Genomic DNA, 22,073 nt, shown 5'->3' on the forward strand with positions numbered 1-22,073 from the left:
AAACAAATTATCATATTCTATTTGATTTAAACTAAGCAGTGACCTAAGTTTACCCTCGGTTGGCCTAGGTCGGTTTTTATCTTGTTTCACAGCAGCACAAAACAAACTTATGCCAACCAAATTTCCCCCTTAATCAATCAACCGTGATAATGTCTAATGCTCTTCGAGAATTTGATCTAATATTTCTCTATTCTCTACGGTATCACAACTTGCCTTACGAAATTCCGGAAAGTAACTTAAAGGGCTCACGTAAAGCAGTTGTAGTTTGATAATATATGAATTAGAGCGCTGAAGTGGGAAAAGGGTAGAATATAAAGGGCTCCCTATAATCTCCCCATTCCACCCCCATTCACATTTCTCCACTCCACGAGTTCCGCTTCGTAAATGCTCATGAGGCCATTCCCCGCAGGATTACAAGTCTCATGGCCTGAGTGCCCTTACACACTGGCTATCCCCACCCAGGTCATTTCCCTCAAACCATGATCCTGGAGATCCTTTTTCCAGCCGCCGTAAATACAACATGCATCATAGCTTCCTATGGGTCGCTTATCATCGTTCCCGGTAAATAGATCGTTTAGCAGGTAAAGCGGTGTTCGTCATCAGTTGCCCTGCACAGGTCACGCCAGACTTTAGCAAGAGCATTCGTTCCTCTGCACATGCTTCACCAAAGGTGGCTATCGCCAGTCTGTCATGCCCTTTGCTTGGGCTGCCTTCTTTCCTCACGGCAGTTTTCCCTGTCCTCATGGCCGCTTCATTCCATTGCGTTTCTTCCGGCACTTCTTTTCATTCAGCCACCATTCGTCCAGCCACTGCCAGTGTTAGGCTCGCCTGCTGGCTCAGTCAGACCGTCCCGATCGCTCAACAGCCTCCTCAAATCCCAAATCGGGACTCACTGCCAGGCGGCTTCCTTCGTCAGCCTCCTCCTGGACAGGCTTCCTTCGCACTCGCAGACGGCTCGCCGCACAGGCTTCTTCATTCCGCTCCGCTCCATTTCGCACCCTTTTCCCAACGCTTGCTTGTCTACCGTAGGTAGGCTCAAGTTTACCTGCCGTAGGAAGGGCTGTTTTACCTGCTTTCTTATCATCTTCAATTGGATTGAATACTACATTTTAAAGAAGTAAAAAATCCATCAAAATTAATTGGCTCCCCTCCTCCTACCGCACCAATTAAAAAGCAAGGCCGTCACAGTCCCTCCCGGAACCAAAGCCTTGCTTTTTATCCACGCCAATTTGTGAAAGACGCTTTCTTTTTTTCTCTTTTTTCTTTTGAAAAGGTATTATTGATGGGATTTGTGCTTCCTCCAGGCTTTTGCCAGCCACTTTAGCAACATCGAAAGGGTAAAACTGACAACCGCCCCAACGGTTGCTAGTACAATGGTTCTTACCAGGTCCGTTGAATCAATGCTGGCCATCATGTTTAGCATCGTGCCACCTATAGTACCTGCTTTTGTGCCGCTATGTAATTGCTGATCTGTCATGGCTGTGCATTTTCATCAACGGCCGTTTGGCTTACTGCAGACAGCACACCTCCACTAGCGACCAGGTACTCGCCAAGGCTCACAAGTCCTGTAGGCAAGGCGACAGGTGATACCATCACTACAGTACCTGCAGCAACCAGACTAACACCAATTGTCCTAAGGGTTTTGAAAAATTTGGGAGTGGGTGCTTTCACCCTGTCAATTATGTTCATAGTAGTATCGTTTTTGATGTTGAGAAATACTTCTTCATTGCGCCTAAAAGCCGGATAAAGAAGTCCTTCGAGTTTTTCATTCGCTTTTCTGGAAGATGAACCAAGTCCATGGCCAGTCAGTTTAGATACTGGTGCAATGCATCCTTTCAATTCTTTCAGCGCATTGTTTGCAGGATGAATCAATATCCAGGATCTATTTGGCACCTCCTCCACATGCAAGTGCCAGCCTCGCTCAGTTGTAAATCTCTTTGAGATTTGATAGCGACCATTCGGGATACAAGAGACGTTCCTTCGGTTATTGAGCCAGGGAAGCTCTATGGTATTGCAGACAAGCTGCTCGCCATTCATGAGTTTCCCATTGGTTCCTTTTGGATGGAACGTCCTTTTCAGTGTCAATTCCATAACTCAATTAAGATGGATCTGGTGCTACATATCGACCCACCTCCACAATGGTGAGCGGATTGTAAGATCCATTCTTCATTGGGTACATGACCCCATTCACTTCCTGAAGGAAGTCCAATCCTAATACCAGGAAGAGATCCAACTCCGTGTTCGCTGTTACATTGGCCACCAAGTCCAACTGTGCCACCTGATCGGGACCCAGTACAATCTCAGCACTTTCTGCCTGATCGAATTGAAAACTTTCGTTTTCAAAATCTACCTCAGCTGCTCCAACCAAAACCTTTACATGCGTTGCACCTGTAGGAAAGGCAATCGTATTGCCTGGAATGAATGCCGGTATGGTAACCGTCAAGCTTCCAGCTGCCCTATCAATGGCGGTGGTATAAGCCGCATACAGGGTGGCACTCAACTTACCATTGGCATTGAAGTCAAATCCATTGAGGATACTCAAATCGCCTTCGGCCATGACCCTTTCACCTCGGGCATTGGTCGAGTCTGATTTGATTACCCTCAGTATTTCCTTTGTCAATCGACTAGTTACTTTTGAATCTGATGCATTCTGAATGAGCAACCTTAGGGCGTTCCGGAGAATCCTTCTGGATTTACCTGCCCTTCCAAATTCAGAACCGTTTTCACGGGTTCTTTGAAAGGCCGGATCGTTCTTGATTCGATCCCCATCCACCCCGCCTTTTTCCCTGGCCAGATAGCCATCTTTGCTTTTGTAGAAGGTCACATCCCCGATGGTTCCTGCTAATTTGATAATTCCTTTTTGCTTTGCCATAATCTTAAAATGTTTGATTTATGGCCTAAAAAACGCATATTTAAGGATATGCAACAACTACCAGATTCCGGGTTTGATGGCAAATGACACTTATTGCCGGAGATGCCGAATAGGTAGTGTATAGATACAGTATGAGTAGTACCAAATGAGGTTAAAGCGTGTCATAATTTATCCAAAGGATATCCAGCGCATTACTGGAAAAAGTGAGCGTTATGGTCGCAAATTGCTCCGTGACATCAAAGGTCACTTAAAAAAAGAGAACCACCAGTTCATTACGATTTCAGAGTTTGCCAACTACGCAGGCCTTGACAAAGCAGAGGTGGAGGAGTTCATTACTGATTGATGGCTGGCTTCGAACCAGCAGACAATACCTCTTTCAGTTTCTTCATATCCTGGCTTACTTTTTCCTGAACTACTTTAGCATAAATTTGAGTAGTCTTCAGGTTTTTATGGCCCAGCATCGAACTCACAGTTTCTATGGCTACACCATTTGAAAGTGTTACAGTCGTTGCAAAGGAATGTCTGGCCATGTGGAAAGTAATGTTCTTCGTAATTCCGCATAGCTCACCCATTTCTTTTAAATAGGCATTCATTTTTTGATTAGAAATTACAGGTAACAAGTTTCCTGAATTTAAAGTCATTGGATGGGATTCATATTTTTTCATTATCTCATTTGCAACCGGAAGGAGTGGTACGTTAGATGAGGTTCCGGTTTTAGTTCGATCTACAAAAATCCAGTATTCTCCATCTAGCCCTTTTGAGATATTTTCCGGAGTTAGTTTTTTCACATCGGTATAAGCTAGTCCGGTATAGCAGCAGAAAAGAAAGATATCCCTTACATGCTCAAGTCGCTCAATGGAAAAGTCCTTTTCGTATAGAGCACTTAGTTCTTCTTTGGTCAAATAGTCCTTCTTCACTTCCTTGAGTGACATCTGATACCTGGCGAATGGATCTCTATCGATCCATTCATTCTTCAAGGCGAGCAGAACGATTTTCTTGAAGTTTCTTAAATACTTCATAGTGGTATTATGCCCGATATGCTTTACGGACTTTAAGTAAAATTCAAATTCGGTAATGAAAGCGTAGTTGAGTTCATTGAGAAGGAAATCTTCCCTTTTGAAGTGATGCTTTATATATCCTCGTAAGTGTTTGAAACTCGTTTCGTATCGCTCAAGAGTTCCTGCAGAATACCCTTGTCCAATTTGAGCTTTGATCTGTTCATTGTGATACTTGAAAAGTTCGATTAATGAATGCTGTTCCGAGTTTTTTCCGAAGTACATGTTCTTCAGAATTTGTGAAGAAATGAATTGTTCATCTTCTTCTAGACGATCATGAATCTTATCTAACTTTAATTTCATATTGCCAAGGTGCCTGTTTATGATTCTGGCCTCCTCAGAGTTGCCTTTTACCTTGCCAGCCATGACACTCCACTTTTCCGGAAGAACCTTTTTTCCGGTTGAAATTTCTGCTCTTTTGCCGTTGATTGTTATCCTCGCAGAAATTGGAGCTTCACCTGTTTTTTTACTGGTTTTGTGGTTCTGAAGCCAGAATAGGACGCTATAAGTGTGATTCATAATACAGAATGTTCTAAAATGCCAAGTTTTGATGTTTTTGGGAGGGATCGGGGGTTCGAATCCCTACCTAAATATACACAAAAAATATCAAAAAACCTTAATTTAAGCCAAATAAGCACATTCGGTTACCTATTTTATTGGTAACCGATTAGGTAACCAAATTAGTAAGAAATTATGAATAAAGTGGGTGGGTTGGAAAAGAAAAAACCCTCCAAAAATATATTCTGAAGGGTTTTTATTCTATTTGCTTTCACGTCAGCAGAGGAGGAGGGATTCGAACCCCCGGTACCTTGCGGTACAACGGTTTTCAAGACCGCCGCATTCGACCACTCTGCCACTCCTCTTTAGGATTATTTGGTCGTTCTACTCAAACGGAGTGCAAATGTAGAATATTAATTTTCATTGACAAATACTAGCCTGAAAATAATACGCACAAAAGACGCTTTTTTTCACTTTACGATTCAAAGAAAGGTTCCATCAATACTTTCATTACCTCAGGCATACGGCATGGCCTCCCTGTTTTCATATTGATAAATGCCAACGTAGTTTCTCCTTTATTGATCAATTGATTGTCTTCATTAAATACTTCATATTCAAACACAATTTTTACGGCAGGAAACTTGGCTATTTTCACCTTGATCAATAACAACTCATCGTATTTGCCCGGCAAAAGATAGTTCGATTTACATTCCAATACGGGCATCATGACACCCATTTCTTCCAGTGCCTTATATGCTAATCCCAGATTTCTCAGAGCCTCCACTCTGGCCACTTCGTAATACATGGCATAATTGCCATAATACACATATCCCATCTGATCCGTTTCGGCATACCTTACCCTTACTTTTGTCTCTGCTTCGAACATTTACTTGCATTTTTGTGTTGGGAAAAATAGAGAAAGAATAAAGTAATCCCAAATAATATCAAGTCAAGACGATTGTGATTAAAGATAGATTCCATTATATCAGTTGATTTCTGATATATTTATCCTATCTTAATTATTTCCATTCAAACGAAAACAACATGAATCTGAAGTTTAATAAAAATGACGATGAGTACAGGCAGTTGTTGTATCAATTGAATACAAAACTGGATAAAGTGAAATTGGGTGGTGGAAAAAAGAAAATCGAATCACAACATAAAAAAGGAAAACTCACAGCCAGAGAGCGGATCAGCTATCTCATTGATGATGGCTCAGACTTTGTAGAAATAGCTGCACTTGCCGGAGACGGAATGTACGCTGAGAAAGGAGGATGCCCAGGTGGCGGTGTTGTTACAGGTATTGGCTATATCCAAAATCGCCAATGCATAATTGTAGCCAATGACGCTACCGTCAAAGCAGGTGCATGGTTTCCCATTACTGCCAAGAAAAACCTGAGGGCTCAGGAAATCTCAATGGAAAACAAGCTTCCTATTGTTTATCTGGTTGACAGTGCTGGTGTTTATTTACCCATGCAAAATGAGATTTTCCCGGACAAAGAACATTTTGGCAGACAGTTTAGAAACAACGCCCGAATGTCTTCTATGGGCATAGTCCAGATAGCCGCTATAATGGGGAGTTGTGTGGCAGGTGGAGCGTATTTACCAATCATGTCAGATGAAGCTATGATTGTAGATAAAACCGGTAGTATATTTCTTGCAGGCAGTTATTTAGTAAAAGCTGCCATCGGTGAGACAACAGACAATGAATCCCTTGGTGGAGCCACCACACATTGCGAAATATCCGGTGTAACAGACAACAAATATGACTCAGATGAAGCTTGCCTGGATGCTATAAAAAAAATATTTGATAAAATCGGTAAACCGGAAGATGCGGGTTACAACAGAAGCCAACCAAGAGCACCCAAAGAGAACCCGGAAGAAATCTATGGACTATTGCCAACAGACAGAGTAAAGCCCTACGAAATGAGGGACATCATTGTCAGGCTACTCGATAATTCAGAATTCGATGAATATAAAAAAGACTATGGCAAAACTCTTCTGTGCGGAACAGGCCGCATAGATGGATGGGCGGTGGGGATAGTAGCCAATCAACGGAAAATGGTCAAAAACAAGAAGGGTGAAATGCAAATGGGCGGAGTGATTTACTCTGACTCAGCGGATAAGGCTGCAAGATTCATTATGAACTGTAATCAGAGAAAAATTCCATTGGTGTTTTTACATGATGTCAGTGGTTTTATGGTTGGCAGCAAAGCGGAACAAGGTGGCATCATTAAAGATGGAGCAAAAATGGTCAATGCTATGGCAAATTCTGTCGTCCCAAAATTCACTTTTGTATTGGGAAACTCTTATGGAGCAGGTAACTATGCCATGTGTGGCAAGGCTTACGATCCCCGACTAATTTATGCCTGGCCTACTGCTAAAATTGCAGTAATGAGTGGGCAAGCCGCTGCTCAAACACTGCTGCAAATAAAGATAGCAGGAATGAAGGGTGTTGAAATTTCTGAAGCAGAAAAAAAATCACTCCTCGATGAAATTACCACCAAATACAACGAAGAGCTGAGTCCATATTATGCAGCAGCCAGGCTTTGGGTAGATGGAGTAATTGACCCATTGGATACCAGAAAAATAATTTCCAAAGGAATAGAAGCTGCCAACCATGCTCCTGTCACAGATAAATTCAATGTGGGTATCATCCAAACCTGATTCCAGTCAAATCGTACCAGACTAAGCCCCTAACTACACCCTAGGTTCAATTTATAACAAAAAATTCAAGAGGAATTTAGGTTTCAAAAGAAAACTTGTTAAAATTAATTTTATTAAATTGTTATTATCATCAAGATACTTTTAGTTTGAATTGGTGAAAGTAGTTTACCGGATTGTCAGGAAATTTTGTATAACACGATACATCTGAATAGCCTGTAAAACAAAGAAGAACGGTTGATATATGGAAAATAAGGAGTTGGTAGCATTGGTTTCATTACTAGAGGATGAGGATAAAGAAATACTTGTCCATGTAGAAGAAAAACTATTGTCGATGGGGACAGATGTCATTCCTATGCTTGAAAAAGAATGGATGAATAACAGCCTGAACCCCTCTGTCCGCAACAGAATAGAAGACATCATTCATACCTTGCAGTACAAACTACTAAAGGAAAAACTACTGAATTGGAAAAAAAGTGATGGGGAAGATTTGCTGGAGGGGATGATGTTGGTAAGTAACTATCAGTACCCTGACCTGAATATGAAATTTCTCAAAAGAAAATTTGAGCAATACTACTATGAAGCATGGAAGGAGTTCAAAAATGAGATGGATCCCATTCAGCAAGTAAAGGTCTTAAATGACATTATGTTCAACAAATTAAAATTCAGACCCAACTCCAAAAACTTTCATGCACCTTCCAACAGTATGATTAATGTAGTACTGGAGTCTAAGAAAGGTAATCCGCTCTCACTATGTGCCGTGTACCTGATCATAGCCCAAAGACTAAAATTACCTCTCTATGGTGTAAATCTGCCCAATCTTTTCATCCTTACCTACAAAACGGACAATACTCAGTTTTATATTAATGTATTCAACAACGGACTGATTTTCTCGACGGAAGACATTGACAATTACATCAGTCAACTAAATTTATCAAAATCAAACCTCTTCTACGAACCTTGTAGTCATATTGACATCATCATCCGAAGCTTGAGAAATCTAATCAGTGCTTTTGAAAAACTGGGAGAGTATAAAAAATCCGATGATGTAAAAGAGTTGTTACAGGTATTGGAAGAGAAAAATCCTCAATAGTAGTAAATAAAATGTCGAATTGATACTAAAATCCTTGAGAAGAACTTCCTTTAAAATTACCTCCTCCTCGGAAAAGTAGTCTTAAGAAGTTTTGGTACAGTAAGTCCCTGATATAGCACAGAACAAACTACGACTATGTAAGTCATCGTAACTATGGCTTCCTTCCCATGAAACTCCGGAAGCGATAAGGACAATGCAATGGGAATACCCCCTCGCAATCCTCCCCAGGCAAGTATGGCTACAGTATTTTTCTCAAATGACCTATATGTACCCATGGCCTTTATAGGTAAGAATACGCTTAACCATCGGGAAAACAGCACAATATTGAACGCAAAGAATCCTGCTGCAAAATAATCGGATCTCCACGGAATGATCAGCATTTCGAGACCTATCAACACAAAAAGCATCGCATTGAAAGATTCCTCCATAAGTTTCCAAAACTTAAAAACATAATCGCCGGTAGCACTTGTTACTTTTGATCCTCTGCCTTCATTTCCCAGAATCAACCCCATAATAACCACGGCCTGCTTAGACGATACGTGCATAAACTCTGCCAACTGTGTGCCAGCCATTACGAGAGCCAAAGTCATCAGTATTTCTACTTCTACTTCATCATTATCAATATAAAGCAAGACTCTGTAGCCAGTGTAGCCTAGAAAAAGCCCCAAAACTACACCACCCATGATATCAGTACCAAATATCCATATTATATCGAATAGATTTAGTGTATGAGTCTCTCCAGCATGAGCGAGATCCAGAATGGTCAATGCCAAGACCACTGCTACTCCGTCGTTGATCAGTGATTCTCCGGAAATCCTTGTTTCAAGATTTTCGGACAATCTGAATTTCTTAATAGTAGAAGTAACAGCAATAGGGTCTGTAGGTGAAATCAAAGCACCAAACATAAGACAGTATAGAATATCCATTTCAATACCCAACCATCCCAATAAATAAAACACTCCAAAACCAATAAGGGCAGTAGATATAAATACTCCACAAATAGCCAAAATCAGTACTGGCGTTTTCTCTTCTTTAAGTTTCCTAAAGTCTATCTGAAGTGCCCCAGCAAAGAGCATGAAGTTAAGTACTATCTGAAACAGCACATCATGGTACTCATAATCCGCCAGAACACGCTCAGTACCAGATTTAAACTCAGGGATCAAATACTCCAATACGAATAAGGCAACTGACAGTCCAAGTGACAGTATCATTAATCCTACAGAAGAAGGGAGTTTGAGATAATAAGTATTGAGGTAGATAAAAACGCCTGCTAATAATATAAACAGAGCTAAAACATCTAAAATATGCATGTTCTTTGTTTAGTAAAATACTTGTTTAAGTACCAGTTTTCGCTGCAAAAATACAAGTTATCCCCATTTGATTTACAAAATACAGCCTCAATTTATATAAAATCATATAAAAATTACAATATTTTTTATTTATGAATGGGGAAAATTCTCAAGAGTTTATTCGAATAATACAAAATAAGAAAAAAATGATCCCATAGTAATTGTTCATGAGGTGTTCTTTCTGAAAAGTGACATCAGAAATCAGCATTGGTTGGCCTTTACAAGTACCTGCTTATTTCCTAACTTGCACTAAAATCTGGAAACGATGAAGAATTTTTTTTATACAGTAATCATTCTGTCTGTTGTTTTAACTGGTTGTAACAAGGAAAAACAATTAGAAGAAAGTCTATTTAAAGAAGTAATGGATATACACGACGAGGTGATGCCACAGATGGGAACGCTAAGAAATCTATCCAAATCAATTCAGTCAAATATAGATTCTCTATCAGCAGACTCTACAAGCTTAAAATCCAATACAAAAGAGGAAATGAAAAAAACTATTGAAGAGTTGAAAAAAGCCAACGAATTAATGATGGAATGGATGCATCAGTTTGAACAAATCGAAGAAGGCACTCCTCATGGTGAAGTAATGCGTTATCTTTTGGAGCAAAAGAAACTCATTGAAAAAGTAAGAGAGGATATGTTAAAGGCTAAGAAAAAAGGAGAATACTACCTCAATCAGTAAAGCTTTTAATGGCAGGAATCCATACCTTTTTCCACATCACTTGAAAGAACGATTCCAATAGAATTTTCCCAAGAGTTTCCTACAAAAGTCATAATTTCAGCAATTTCCAAATTGGTAAGCTCAGTATTTCCGGGCATTTTTCCATTGTACTCCACTCCATTAATTATCAACGATCCTTCAAGCCCATATTTTATCACGCACATTATCTGATTGCGGTTGTTAGCTATGGTTGTGTTTTCAGAAAGTGGTGGAATCAATCTTCCCAACCCCGATCCGTCCGCCTGATGACAATTGTCACAATGCATAAGATAAAGCCCCTCTCCCTGTACTTTATACTGTCTCAATTTTATTTGATCATTAAAGGAAAGGTAACTGGCTGAATCAGGATTTTTTCTACCACAGCACACAAAAAACACGATACCTATTATTAGAATCAGAACTTTATTTAGCTCCCTCATATTCCCGCAAAAGTCTCTCAATATCATTCATCAACACATCTACTTCATCCGCTATGGTTCCATCATATACTCCTCTGATCCTTCTGTCCATATCTACCAACAAAAAAGCTCCGCTATGTATGTAACCTCCGGGTGCATCTGCATCTGCTCCGGCTGTTACCATATAACTTTTTTCACCAATATCATATATCGCTTGTTCATCACCGGTTACAAAATGCCATTTTGAACTTTTGACACCCAATCGTTCTGAATACTCTTTGAGTACGGCAACATTGTCATACGCCGGATCAATGGTATGAGATAGAATACTTACTTTATCATTTTCCAAAAACTTATCATATACCCTGAGCATTTGCTTTTTCATTGCCGGACAAATTGTAGGACAAGAAGTAAAGAAAAAATCAGATATATATATTTTTCCCTTAAAGGTTTCATTGGTAATGACAGTACTATCCTGATCTATAAAACTAAAATCACTTATTGTATGTGGAATGGTATCAGATACGGTCTTGCCACCTTCCATTCTATTCTCAATCTTCTGCTGCCCATAGATTGGCAGTTTGTCACCTTTTTTCTGTCCACATGAACAAGCAACCATAACAAGAAACATGAAACATAATGCTTTCAAATATTTAATCATTATTTCTTAATTTTTTATACAACCTAATACCTGCCATAAGAATCACTCCAATAAGCAGTAATCCCAAAAGTCCCCAAATCCAACTGATGGTATTCTTAAGTACTACTATGAACACAATGGCAAACAAAAACAAGGTGGCTCCCTCATTCCATATTCTAAGTTGCGTCGAGGAATATTTGTAGATTCCCCGCTTCATTTTAGTATGAATTCGACCACAAATCAGGTGATAAATAAAAAGGCCAATTACAAACAGAAACTTAAGGTGCATCCAGGGTTGAAGCCAATAATTCAATTCATAAATTAACCAGGTGCCAAATATCAATGTCAAAATAGCAGAAGGCCATGTAATGATGTACCAAAGACGCTGTTGCATCATCAGGAGTTGTTTAGACAAAATACTTCTATCCGGCTCTTCTCTTTCACTGGCTTCAGTAGAATAAATAAACAACCGTACCATATAAAACAATCCGGCAAACCAGGTAACAACAAAAATGATATGAAGTGCTTTAATATACAGGTGTACCATAGTCCTGCAAAAGTACATTCATCTTTTAAAATACCATATAAGACACTGCTTTATAATAATATTCACCTCAGATAAGGGAATCTAAACTTCTACATTGTTGTTACCATACCAGCAGAAAACCAAAGTATCATGCAATTAGACCACACAGTGCAAAAGAGCAACTATATATTAGAAGGTGAGGCAATATTAAATTCTGTGCTTCTTAAAAATTCCTCATGGTTTAAAGAGAATCATTCCGTACATTTTTTCAAAAAGGAAGAAAAAATTTACAGCCCAAATGACCCTTCTAACAATATATATATGATCGCTGAAGGTAGGGTCAAAATCTCAGCTGCTGACCCTGATGGAAAAAACACCATCAAAGCCATCTTTGGGGAAAATGATGTTTTTGGAGAAATGGCTCTAACAGGAGAAAAAAACAGAACTGATAGTGCTACTGCACTGGAAGACAATACCAAAATTTTTACTCTTACTGAAAGTGAAGTACTGGAGATGATGAGAGAAAACACCCAAATCTCAAGTCAAATCTTGTCTATATTGGGTGCCAGAATAAAAAGAACGGAAAAAAGACTTGAATCTTTGCTTCATAAAGATGCACGAACCAGAATAATTGATTTTCTCAGAGATTTAGCAATAGAAAAAGGAAGAAAAATTGGTTTTGAAACGTTCATAAAAAATTATTTCACTCACAAAGACATGGCCAGCCTCACAGGTACTTCAAGGCAAACTGTTACTACAGTGCTAAACGAGCTTAAAGAGAAAAACATCATTAATTTTGACAGGCGTAGAATTCTTATCCGTGATATGGACTTATTGGTTTGATTACAAAACAGCAGCCAGTCTGCTCGCCTGATTGATTGCTTCTTTAGCATCCAACTCAGCGGCTTTAAAAGCACCTCCAACCAAATGAACACTGATACCCATCTGTTTTAGTGGTTCAAAAAGGTCGTTTTTACTTTTTTGCCCGACACATACTACAATAGTATCCACGATTAAAGTTTCCTCCTTTCCCTTACGGGTGATATGCAATCCCTCATCATCTATTTTGCGATAGGCTACTCCTCTCAACATTTCTACATTTTTGTTCTTCAAAGAAGTTCTGTGAATCCATCCTGTGGTTTTGCCCAAAGACGCTCCCAGCTTTGTTTCCTTTCTCTGAAGAAGATATACTTTTCTGGGATTAGGCATTTCTACAGGCTCAATGCCTTCAATACCTCCACGCACTTCATTGAGGCTATCTATTCCCCACTCCTTCAGGAAAGCACTCACATCTAATGAGGTAGCCTCTCCTTCATGAGTAAGATACTCCGCAACATCAAATCCAATTCCTCCAGCACCTATTATAGCCACTTTTTCTCCAACTGTTTTTTTGTCCTTCAGTACATCTAAGTAACTAAGGACTTTGGGGTGGTCTATTCCTTCTATATTCGGTTTGTTTGGCATAATACCAGTAGCCAATATCACTTGATCAAATTCTTTCAAATCGTCAACAGATGCCTTTGTATTCAATAACACCTCTACCTCCCTTATCTCCAACTGTCTTTTAAAGTACCTTATGGTTTCATAAAACTCTTCTTTACCAGGAATTTGTCTGGCTATATTAAACTGACCACCTATTTCACTTTCTGCATCAAATAAAGTAACATGATGCCCTTTTTGGGCTGCAACAGTCGCAGCAGCAAGCCCACCAGGTCCCGCCCCTACTACAGCTACTTTTTTGCTTTGAGCTACCGGAAAGTAATTCAACTCCGTTTCGTGACAGGCTCTGGGATTGACCATACAGCTCGAAGTTTTTCTTTTAAAGACATGATCCAGACATGCCTGATTGCAAGCAATACAAGTATTTATTTCATCTTCTCTTCCCTCTTTTGCCTTGTTGACCAACTCAGGATCGGCTAAAAAGGGTCTGGCCATCGAAACCATATCTGCGCAACCATCTGCAAGTACATTTTCAGCTACTTCAGGTGTATTAATCCTATTAGTTGTAATCAATGGGATATTGACTTCTCCCATCATTTTTTTCGTAACCCAACTAAAAGCCGCTCGTGGCACCATTGTGGCGATAGTTGGAATTCTGGCTTCATGCCAGCCTATTCCGGTATTGATGATCGTAGCACCAGCCTTTTCTATCGCCTTTGCCAATTTTATCACTTCTTCCCAACTGCTACCTCCTTCAACCAAATCCAACATGGATAGTCTGTATATGATGATAAATTGTTTTCCTACTGCTTCTCTTACCCGTCTCACGATTTCGGTAGGGAATCTCATCCTGTTTTCATAGCTTCCTCCCCATTCATCAGTTCGTTTGTTTGTTTTAGCTACAATAAATTCGTTGATCAGATAGCCTTCTGAACCCATGATTTCCACCCCATCATATCCGGCAAACTGAGCCATTTCTGCAGTATTCACAAAATCTTTAATTGTTTTTTCTACCCCTCTTTTTGACAAAGCCCATGGTTTGAACGGAGATATAGGAGACTTAATAGGACTGGGAGCTACTGCAAATGGATGGTATCCATACCTGCCTGAGTGCAAAATTTGCATGCAAATCTTTCCATCATGCTTATGTACCTCTTCAGTAATCAACTGGTGTTTTTTTGCTGTTCGTTTATTTGACAATTTGCTGGCAAAAGGGCTAACCCATCCCGCAATGCTAGGAGAAATACCTCCGGTAACAATAAGTCCTACACCACCTTGGGCTCGCTCACCATAGTAGGCAGCCATTTTCTGGTATCCCTTTTTTTCTTCTTCCAGACCTGTGTGCATAGAACCCATCAACACCCTGTTTTTCAAGGTAGTAAAGCCCAGGTCTAGTGGTTCAAATAGTTTCGGGTATTTTTCGTGCATTTGTATTTGGGTTAATGTTACAAAATAACGAATTCATTTGACAATTAAGAATGAGCAACGACAAATTCCTTTGCTTCACCACACTTCTAAATAAACCAGTCAATCAAATATTATCTCAAATTAGATAGGATTAGTCGTATCGAGAAATCAAAGGACAAGGTCTTTGGCCTTTTGGAGGATTATACTTTTGCACCTTTAATAACCCAAAATGCATCTTTAGGGGAATCGCATTTAAAGTGTACAAATTCATATTATAGTTGTAAACCTTTATAGATCTATTTCTTCTGTCAAAAACAAATGCAGCGTTTATGTTAGAGGCAAAATAGACACTTTTACTTTTTCCGCGATATTCAATTTTTTCAATTTCATATTTTTTTTCAACAACCTCCTTTTCGTATATCATACTATGAACAACTAAGCTATCTGAGAGGTAATATAAATGTTCAACTGAATTGAACCATACACTTCCAACTTTCCAACCGTAATATGTGCTGTTGGTTAAGTACTCCCCATCATTCGACCTGCTTAATGTTTGACTGGCTTTACATCCAAGCAATTGTAAGAACACAAAACTCCCAAGAAACACTCTTAAAACAGACCATTTACAACACATCTCAAACTTGAACTTCTTAATTCTATTTTACCAAAATTCTAATACCATACGAATAAAAACATTTTCGGTAGTTTACCTGGCATGCTTTTTTTAGAATCACTTATAAGAAAAGGTATTGTCAGGGTAATAAATCTTCCTGAGTCAGTCGAAAATAAACTTACGTCACCAAATATATATACATTAATCGTATATTAAGTAACTGACTGACTCTGATGTATTTCCAAATAGTTTGGGACACTTGTCGCACTCTTAAGTCAGGATAAAAAGGCACAAAAAAAGGACAACCTAAGCTGTCCTTTTTTTGTGCCTACAATTATATTTTACTTGGCATAACTGACCGATCTCATTTCCCGGATCACAGTTACTTTAATCTGCCCCGGATATTGCATATCAGTTTCTATTTTTTGAGAAATCTGGAATGACAAATCACCTGCTACCTGATCGGTTACATTATCAGCATCTACCAACACACGTAACTCTCTTCCTGCCTGGATCGCATAACACTTATGTACTCCATCAAAACTCAATGCCAAAGCTTCCAGGTCTTTCAATCGCTTGATGTAAGATTCCATAATCTCCCTTCTTGCTCCCGGCCTTGCGCCTGAAATGGCATCACAGGTCTGAATGATTGGAGATATCATAGAAGTCATTTCAATCTCATCATGGTGAGCACCGATCGCATTACATACTTCTTTGTTTTCCTTGTATTTCATTGCCAGCTCCATTCCCAAAATAGCATGTGGCAATTCCGGTTCCTCAGGCCACACCTTACCAATATCGTGAAGTAGTCCGGCTCTTTTAGCAAGCTTGGCATTTAAACCTAATTCGGCAGCTAGTGTAGCACATAGATGGGCTACCTCTCTGGAATGTTGCAGTAAGTTCTGACCGTATGAAGACCTGAATCTCATCCTACCAACCATTTTGATCAGTTCAGGGTGTAACCCGTGAATTCCCAAATCGATCACGGTACGTTCGCCTATCTCTACTATTTCTTCTTCTATATTTTTAGTGGTTTTCGCTACTATTTCTTCTATTCTCGCCGGATGAATTCTACCATCTGTCACAAGCCTGTGCAGCGACAATCTGGCTACTTCTCTCCTAACAGGATCAAAACCAGAAATAATGATCGCTTCAGGAGTATCATCTACGATAATCTCCACACCTGTAGCTGCCTCCAGTGCCCGAATATTCCTGCCTTCCCGTCCAATGATCTTTCCTTTCACATCGTCACTTTCTATATTGAAAATTGATACACAATTTTCAATGGCGTGCTCTGTGGCCGTTCTTTGAATGGTTTGTATTACTATCTTTTTGGCCTCTTTGGTAGAGGTCAGTTTTGCTTCTTCGATAATTTCTTTGATGTGAGAAGACGCCTTGGTTCTTGCTTCGTCTTCCAATGCCGTCTTGATTTGTTCAATGGCCTCATCTGCAGTTAAGTTTGCAATTTTTTCCAAAGCGGAAACCTGCTGACTCTTTGCTTTATCCAGTTCTTCCTTTTTTCTCTTCACTATTTCCAGTTGAGCGGTCAGGTTTTCTCTTTCCGATTCCAACTCGGCTTCCATTCTCTTATTTCTTTCAATCTGCTTAGACAACTGAGAATCCCTTTGTTTCAACTTATTCTCGTTTGTTAGAATCTGGCTCTTTTTTCTATTGACTTCTTCTTCAAATTCCGATTTCATTTTCAGGAATTTCTCCTTGGCTTCAATCACCTTCTCCTTCTTGATATTTTCAGAGTTCAATTCAGCCTCTTTGATAATGCTTTTAGCCTTATCTTCAGCCTCTTCCAACACTTTCTTATTGGAGCTTTTTACAAAAAATTTAGTAATTAGAGCACCTGCTACGAGACCCACTACCAGAAATATTAATTGATATGTTATACCATCCATGATGTATTATATATAGTTATAGTTACCACGGTTAGCGTATGAAAGGGTAATTATCAGAATAGAAAGCTTTTAAATGATGTCCAACAAAATACAATCTCAGATTGAGAGTCTAATTCAACCTTTTCCAAATTAACGGATCAGGTACATTTTATTTTGCATCAATAGATAGGTGAACTATATTTCGCTCGATATGAGCTTATTCAATTTAGATACTTGATCCAGAGCAACCTCATCAGTATTTTGCCGAATTTCCACAGACTGAAGTTTTTCAACAAAACAATCTATAGTAGTCATAGCCAAAAGGTCTTGAAAATCATCAATTCCAAATTGATCCTGATAAGATTTTATTTTTTCATTTATTTTTTTTCCAGCTTGTCTTAAAACCAATTCATCTTCGGCCTTAACCTTCATTGGGTATTCTCTGTTTCCTATCTTAATTTTTATTGAAAGTTCGTTCATTGAGCTTAAAAGTCTATTCGCTCAACTGAGCAATGCACTTATCAACTTCTTTAATATATTCATCTATCACTTCAACTAACTCTGTAGTGTTTCCTTCATCCACTACCATGCCATTCACAATTTTACTTATTTTATCTTGATTTTGGAAATCAACCAAAACGGTTTCTTTCACTTTTATAACTTCTCTTAATTCTTGATTTTCTTTTTTCAGGGTCTGTACTCCCTCTTTCAGCTTTTTATGTTCATTCAGAAGCAAAATTAATTTCCTTTCGAGGTTGTTTAATTCTGAGCGCAAAGGATTGTCAGTCATTTTTATTTTCTAATTATTGCCCCTAAATTTTCTTCAAAACTTCTTATCAACCCACTCATCACCTTGTCAATTTGCTTGTCATTAAGTGTTTTGAATTCATCCTGTAATATAAAACTTAATGCGTAAGATTTTTTATTCTCTCCAATATTTTCTCCCTGATAAACACTAAAAACATTAATTCTCTTCAGTAACTTTTTATTTTCTTTTAGTGCCAGTTTTTTTATTTGGTTAAAAGTCACATTTTTTTCAATTACCAAAGACAAATCTCTCCTTACCTCTGGAAATTTTGACACGGGCTTATACAGTAATTTTTTACCTGAAAATTGCAACAAAGCATTCCAATTGATATCAGCAAAAAACACCGGTTGACTGACATCTGTCGCTTTCAGAAAGCTACCTTTTAGCTGACCAACTGAAGCCAGACATTTACCATTAACAGACAAATCCAATCCATATTCAAAGGATTGATTAGCAGCAGGCTCAGAATCTATTTCACCTATATTGAAGCAATTCAATACTTTATAAACTACGACTGACAAATCGTGAAATTCTACCTGAGCAACATCTGACCTCCAGTGTTCATCTGATTGATTTCCGGTAATGAAAAGAGCCAGGTGATTGTCATCTTTATAAGTTCCTTCAGTAAAATTATATGTCCTTCCAAATTCAAAGAACTTCAGGTTCTTCTGCTTTCTGTTGACATTGTATTTGATCACTTCAAGTCCTGAAAAAATCAACGACTGCCTCATGACGCCCAGTTCTTCACTCAGTTTATTGAGGATCATAACATTTTCTTCTGAATTCCAAATTCCGGATTTCTCCACATATTCCGGATTGGTCAGGGAATTTGTAAGTATTTCATTGTAGCCTATAGAAGACAATAGCAAGGTGACTTTTTCCTGAATCTTGTCTCTGTCAGGTGATGGAAAATCAGCCAGAAAATCTGTTCCATAGCTTTCTTCCAACTCAATGTTGTTATACCCATAAATCCTGAGAATTTCTTCAATCACGTCTGCCTCACGCTGTACATCTACACGATAAGGTGGTATTGAACAACTGAATCCCTCCTCTGTTTCATTGGAAACGATGATATCCAGATCAGTAAGTATTTCTTTTATTCTATCATGTGCTATCTCTTTCCCGATCAGTCTGTCAACGTTTTTGTATTTCACTGTCACCTCAAAATTCAAAATCGGATTTGGATATACATCAACTATATCTGAAGAAATCTCACCTCCGGCTACTTTCTGGATCAGCAAAGTACAAGCCTTCAGTGCTAAAACAGTCATGTTAGGATCCGTTCCTCTTTCGAACCTAAAAGAAGCATCTGTTTTCAACCCATGAAACATGGATGTCTTTCTCACAAAATCTGGAGAAAAATATGCTGACTCCAAAAATATAGAGGTCGTTGTGTCTTTTACTCCTGACCTGGCTCCTCCAAACACTCCGGCAATGCACATGCCTTCTGATTCATTGCAAATCATCAAATCATCGGCTGACAATTTTCTCTCCACATTGTCGAGGGTAACGAAAGGAGTATCCTTTGGCAGAGTTTTCACCACCACCTTATTTCCTTTGATTTCATCCTTATCGAATGCGTGTAGAGGCTGGCCAAGAGAATGAAGTATGTAATTGGTGCTGTCCACTACGTTATTGATAGGAGCAAGGCCAATGCTTTTCAGCCGATGTTGCAGCCAATCCGGTGAAGGTTTGACAGTAAGGTTCGAAATCGTTACCCCACTATACCTGGGACAAGCCTCTGCATCTTCGACAATTACTTCTATCGGATTTGAAGTATTGTCAACCATAAAATCAGAAACATCTACTTGTTTTATTTTTCTTCTGTAAGCCGCTTTCAAATCTCTGGCCACTCCAAAATGAGAAGCTCCGTCTGCCCGGTTTGGCGTAAGGCCAATTTCAAATACGGTATCATCTTCTAAATTGAAATAAGCTGCTGCTGGTGTACCATTTTTTAGTTTGGTATCCAGTACCATAATGCCATCGTGCGAAGCTCCCAGTCCCAACTCATCTTCAGCACAAATCATCCCCTGAGAAGACACGCCTCTTATTTTAGCTTTTTTGATCGTAAATGGTTCAGCCCCTTCCGGATAAAGGATGCAATTGAGGGTGGCAACCAGCACCTTTTGTCCGGCTGCTACATTAGGCGCACCACACACTATTTGCGACGGTTCTTCAGCTCCAATATCTACAGTAGTTATTTTCAGTTTATCAGCATCAGGATGTTTCTCACATGTCAGTACTTCACCGATCACCACACCTTCCAATCCTCCTTTTATCTGCTGGTATGTTTCCAGTCCTTCTACTTCCAATCCTGTAGCAGTAAGTACTGCTGCTACTTCCTCAGGACTTTCGTCTAAAGAAATATAGTCTTTTAACCAGTTTAATGAAATTTTCATTTTCTTCTATTGTCTCAAAAAGGTGCTCTGCACCCAATCTATTCTTTTGAAAGTTTTGTTTGAAGGCTATGGCAATACATTGACAATTTGTATCCATCCATTTATCCCAAACAAGCTGCAAAACTACACATTTAGCATTGAGTACAAAATGTTGATTAGAATGTATTTGAGAGAGGTGTAGTAAACAAATCCGGGAAGGTGAAAAACTGTGGATTTGAAGAAATATTTAGATGACTTTGAGTTAGGTAATAATGATCGGACAAGAGTGTTTCTCTTGCCCAACCATCGGAGTTTATCCAAATTGTCCTATTTTATAATTACCGGGAATTGTTTTGAAAACTTTGTTGATCCTGTTCCAGGTATTGATATTTGTAATGGCCACAGTCAAAACAGCTATTTCCTTTTTTGAATAGAACTGTGTCAACTGAGCATATAAATCATCTTCTACATCCTGATGATTAGCATTGGTAAGCACCTCCGCAAAGTTGAGTGTGGTTTTCTCCTGATCTGAATAAAACGGACAGTCTCTCCATGCAACTACTGAATGCAACCGAAGTTCACTTTCACCTAAATTGACTGCCTCCTGATGGTGCATATCCAGACAAAAAGCACAGCCATTAATCTGGGACACTCTGTATTTTACCAGTTCCAAAAGTTTTTTATCAAACCCTGATGAATGCAGGTACACTTCTGTTTTGTTGACTCCTGCCAATAAACCCGAGTCCAGTTCCTGATAAGAAATTCTCTCTTTCATGTTTTTGTTTTTTTAGTTTTAAAAATCAATTTCAACTCGAAGACACAAAAGCCTGAAAGTATGTGACAATCAGTAATTATTTTCTTTACGAAGTGCATTCAGCTTCACAGGATCGAGTATCACGTGAATGCTTTTTATTTTGAAAGGATCATCTTGAAATTCAAAAACCTGACAAATCATTAGTTTATCCCTATAATAAGACAACAAAGCAGGCTGATGGTTGACTACTGATGGTTTGATTGTATAATTGGTTTGATACTTATGGAAAGCAAATACAATAAGATCAGTTACCTCTTCAAAACCCTGACAATAATGTTTAAGGACTTTCACTTTATTTCCACCATCGGCATTGTATTCTATATCTACCGCCAATAAGTCATGTAGTGTACTAAGATTTTTACCAATTACGGCCGCAGTAAAACGTTCTATAAATTCAAAATGATCCGACGAGGGTGTGAGTACCGTCTTCTTTTTTTGTTGCACTTTTTGGTGTGCTCTGCTCAGTAATTTTCTGGAATTATCTACTGAAACAGACAACACCTCTGCAATTTCCTGATGGCTATAGGCAAATGCTTCTTTGAGAATAAATACCGCTCTTTCTTTGGTACCCAGACGCTCAAGCAGATGCAGCATGGAGTAAGAAACCATCTCCCGCAACTCAACACTCAAATCTGCTTTTTCGGTAGATATTGGTTCTGGTAACCAACTGTCATTTTGCTCGAAACGTTTCTTCTGTCTCTTGGCATTGATCGACTGATTAACTACTCCTTTGATCAAATAGTTTTTTTCATTTTCCGGGGTTATGCCCTTATCAGTATATTTCAACAATACATCCTGAATGGCATCTCTGGCGTCTTCTGCCGACCCCAGTATATTATAGGCATAAGGAAATAGTATGTTTTGGTAGTCCTTCATCTGTATCAACAATATTAGTGATTATATACAGA

At 39.0% G+C, this 22,073-nt stretch carries 21 protein-coding genes and 1 tRNA gene; 5 read left to right on the forward strand and 17 right to left on the reverse strand.

Annotated elements, in window-relative coordinates:
- Positions 1–549: 549 nt before the first annotated feature.
- The 3 genes from AAOP42_RS04525 to AAOP42_RS04535 all read right to left on the reverse strand — a co-directional run bounded on the left by AAOP42_RS04525 (position 550) and on the right by AAOP42_RS04535 (position 2,872).
- On the reverse strand, positions 550–777 hold the full coding sequence (locus AAOP42_RS04525; RefSeq protein WP_349527272.1) for a hypothetical protein: 228 nt from the start codon (positions 775–777) through the stop codon (positions 550–552).
- A gap of 696 nt (positions 778–1,473) precedes the next feature.
- On the reverse strand, positions 1,474–2,091 hold the full coding sequence (locus AAOP42_RS04530; RefSeq protein WP_349527273.1) for a DUF5675 family protein: 618 nt from the start codon (positions 2,089–2,091) through the stop codon (positions 1,474–1,476).
- A gap of 7 nt (positions 2,092–2,098) precedes the next feature.
- Positions 2,099–2,872, reverse strand: coding sequence for a hypothetical protein (locus AAOP42_RS04535; protein WP_349527274.1), 774 nt, complete (start codon positions 2,870–2,872; stop codon positions 2,099–2,101).
- A gap of 145 nt (positions 2,873–3,017) precedes the next feature.
- Between AAOP42_RS04535 and AAOP42_RS04540 the strand changes: the two genes are divergently transcribed.
- On the forward strand, positions 3,018–3,215 hold the full coding sequence (locus AAOP42_RS04540) for a hypothetical protein (protein ID WP_349527275.1): 198 nt from the start codon (positions 3,018–3,020) through the stop codon (positions 3,213–3,215).
- On the opposite strand, the gene AAOP42_RS04545 is transcribed toward AAOP42_RS04540, so the two are convergent.
- The 3 genes from AAOP42_RS04545 to AAOP42_RS04555 all read right to left on the reverse strand — a co-directional run bounded on the left by AAOP42_RS04545 (position 3,205) and on the right by AAOP42_RS04555 (position 5,311).
- Positions 3,205–4,446 carry a site-specific integrase gene (locus AAOP42_RS04545; RefSeq protein ID WP_349527276.1) on the reverse strand — a complete coding sequence of 414 codons (1,242 nt, stop codon included), beginning with the start codon at positions 4,444–4,446 and terminating at the stop codon, positions 3,205–3,207. The two genes, AAOP42_RS04540 and AAOP42_RS04545, sit on opposite strands and share 11 nt — an antisense overlap.
- 259 nt (positions 4,447–4,705) lie before the next feature.
- A tRNA-Ser gene (locus AAOP42_RS04550) sits at positions 4,706–4,790 on the reverse strand.
- A 110-nt stretch (positions 4,791–4,900) separates the two neighbouring features.
- Positions 4,901–5,311: an acyl-CoA thioesterase gene (locus tag AAOP42_RS04555; protein ID WP_349527277.1), complete on the reverse strand. Its 411-nt coding sequence runs from the start codon at positions 5,309–5,311 to the stop codon at positions 4,901–4,903.
- A gap of 158 nt (positions 5,312–5,469) precedes the next feature.
- Here AAOP42_RS04555 and AAOP42_RS04560 point away from each other — a divergent pair, with 158 nt between their 5' ends.
- Complete coding sequence (locus AAOP42_RS04560; protein ID WP_349527278.1) at positions 5,470–7,092, forward strand: acyl-CoA carboxylase subunit beta; 1,623 nt, start codon at positions 5,470–5,472, stop codon at positions 7,090–7,092.
- 241 nt (positions 7,093–7,333) lie between these two features.
- Positions 7,334–8,182, forward strand: a complete 849-nt coding sequence (locus tag AAOP42_RS04565) for a transglutaminase-like domain-containing protein (RefSeq protein ID WP_349527279.1) — start codon at positions 7,334–7,336, stop codon at positions 8,180–8,182.
- A 56-nt stretch (positions 8,183–8,238) separates the two neighbouring features.
- On the opposite strand, the gene AAOP42_RS04570 is transcribed toward AAOP42_RS04565, so the two are convergent.
- Positions 8,239–9,492, reverse strand: a complete 1,254-nt coding sequence (locus AAOP42_RS04570; protein ID WP_349527280.1) for a cation:proton antiporter — start codon at positions 9,490–9,492, stop codon at positions 8,239–8,241.
- 304 nt (positions 9,493–9,796) lie between these two features.
- Here AAOP42_RS04570 and AAOP42_RS04575 point away from each other — a divergent pair, with 304 nt between their 5' ends.
- Complete coding sequence (locus AAOP42_RS04575; RefSeq protein WP_349527281.1) at positions 9,797–10,216, forward strand: hypothetical protein; 420 nt, start codon at positions 9,797–9,799, stop codon at positions 10,214–10,216.
- Positions 10,217–10,221: 5 nt separating this feature from the next.
- On the opposite strand, the gene AAOP42_RS04580 is transcribed toward AAOP42_RS04575, so the two are convergent.
- The 3 genes from AAOP42_RS04580 to AAOP42_RS04590 all read right to left on the reverse strand — a co-directional run bounded on the left by AAOP42_RS04580 (position 10,222) and on the right by AAOP42_RS04590 (position 11,840).
- Positions 10,222–10,560, reverse strand: coding sequence for a c-type cytochrome (locus tag AAOP42_RS04580; RefSeq protein ID WP_349527282.1), 339 nt, complete (start codon positions 10,558–10,560; stop codon positions 10,222–10,224).
- 97 nt (positions 10,561–10,657) lie between these two features.
- Positions 10,658–11,314: an SCO family protein gene (locus tag AAOP42_RS04585; protein ID WP_349527283.1), complete on the reverse strand. Its 657-nt coding sequence runs from the start codon at positions 11,312–11,314 to the stop codon at positions 10,658–10,660.
- A complete protein-coding gene (locus AAOP42_RS04590; RefSeq protein WP_349527284.1) occupies positions 11,307–11,840 on the reverse strand; it encodes a CopD family protein in 534 nt (177 codons plus the stop codon). Before AAOP42_RS04590 ends, AAOP42_RS04585 begins: the two co-directional genes overlap by 8 nt.
- A gap of 129 nt (positions 11,841–11,969) precedes the next feature.
- On the opposite strand from AAOP42_RS04590, the gene AAOP42_RS04595 reads away from it, so the two are divergent.
- Positions 11,970–12,662 carry a Crp/Fnr family transcriptional regulator gene (locus tag AAOP42_RS04595; protein WP_349527285.1) on the forward strand — a complete coding sequence of 231 codons (693 nt, stop codon included), beginning with the start codon at positions 11,970–11,972 and terminating at the stop codon, positions 12,660–12,662.
- On the opposite strand, the gene AAOP42_RS04600 is transcribed toward AAOP42_RS04595, so the two are convergent.
- The 7 genes from AAOP42_RS04600 to AAOP42_RS04630 all read right to left on the reverse strand — a co-directional run bounded on the left by AAOP42_RS04600 (position 12,663) and on the right by AAOP42_RS04630 (position 22,041).
- Entirely contained in the window at positions 12,663–14,687 is a 2,025-nt protein-coding gene (locus tag AAOP42_RS04600; protein ID WP_349527286.1) for an NADPH-dependent 2,4-dienoyl-CoA reductase, read from the reverse strand. It abuts the gene before it with no gap.
- A gap of 933 nt (positions 14,688–15,620) precedes the next feature.
- Entirely contained in the window at positions 15,621–17,186 is a 1,566-nt protein-coding gene (gene rny / locus AAOP42_RS04605) for a ribonuclease Y (protein WP_349527287.1), read from the reverse strand.
- A 174-nt stretch (positions 17,187–17,360) separates the two neighbouring features.
- On the reverse strand, positions 17,361–17,645 hold the full coding sequence (locus AAOP42_RS04610; RefSeq protein WP_349527288.1) for a cell division protein ZapA: 285 nt from the start codon (positions 17,643–17,645) through the stop codon (positions 17,361–17,363).
- A gap of 13 nt (positions 17,646–17,658) precedes the next feature.
- Complete coding sequence (locus AAOP42_RS04615; RefSeq protein WP_349527289.1) at positions 17,659–17,955, reverse strand: hypothetical protein; 297 nt, start codon at positions 17,953–17,955, stop codon at positions 17,659–17,661.
- A 2-nt stretch (positions 17,956–17,957) separates the two neighbouring features.
- Entirely contained in the window at positions 17,958–20,372 is a 2,415-nt protein-coding gene (pheT, locus tag AAOP42_RS04620) for a phenylalanine--tRNA ligase subunit beta (protein ID WP_349527290.1), read from the reverse strand.
- 292 nt (positions 20,373–20,664) lie between these two features.
- On the reverse strand, positions 20,665–21,126 hold the full coding sequence (locus AAOP42_RS04625; protein ID WP_349527291.1) for a carboxymuconolactone decarboxylase family protein: 462 nt from the start codon (positions 21,124–21,126) through the stop codon (positions 20,665–20,667).
- Positions 21,127–21,195: 69 nt separating this feature from the next.
- Complete coding sequence (locus AAOP42_RS04630) at positions 21,196–22,041, reverse strand: sigma-70 family RNA polymerase sigma factor (RefSeq protein WP_349527292.1); 846 nt, start codon at positions 22,039–22,041, stop codon at positions 21,196–21,198.
- Positions 22,042–22,073: the final 32 nt, after the last annotated feature.

It is taken from the genome of Reichenbachiella sp. MALMAid0571, from assembly GCF_040151475.1.
Taxonomy (GTDB): Bacteria; Bacteroidota; Bacteroidia; order Cytophagales; family Cyclobacteriaceae; genus CAXBNB01.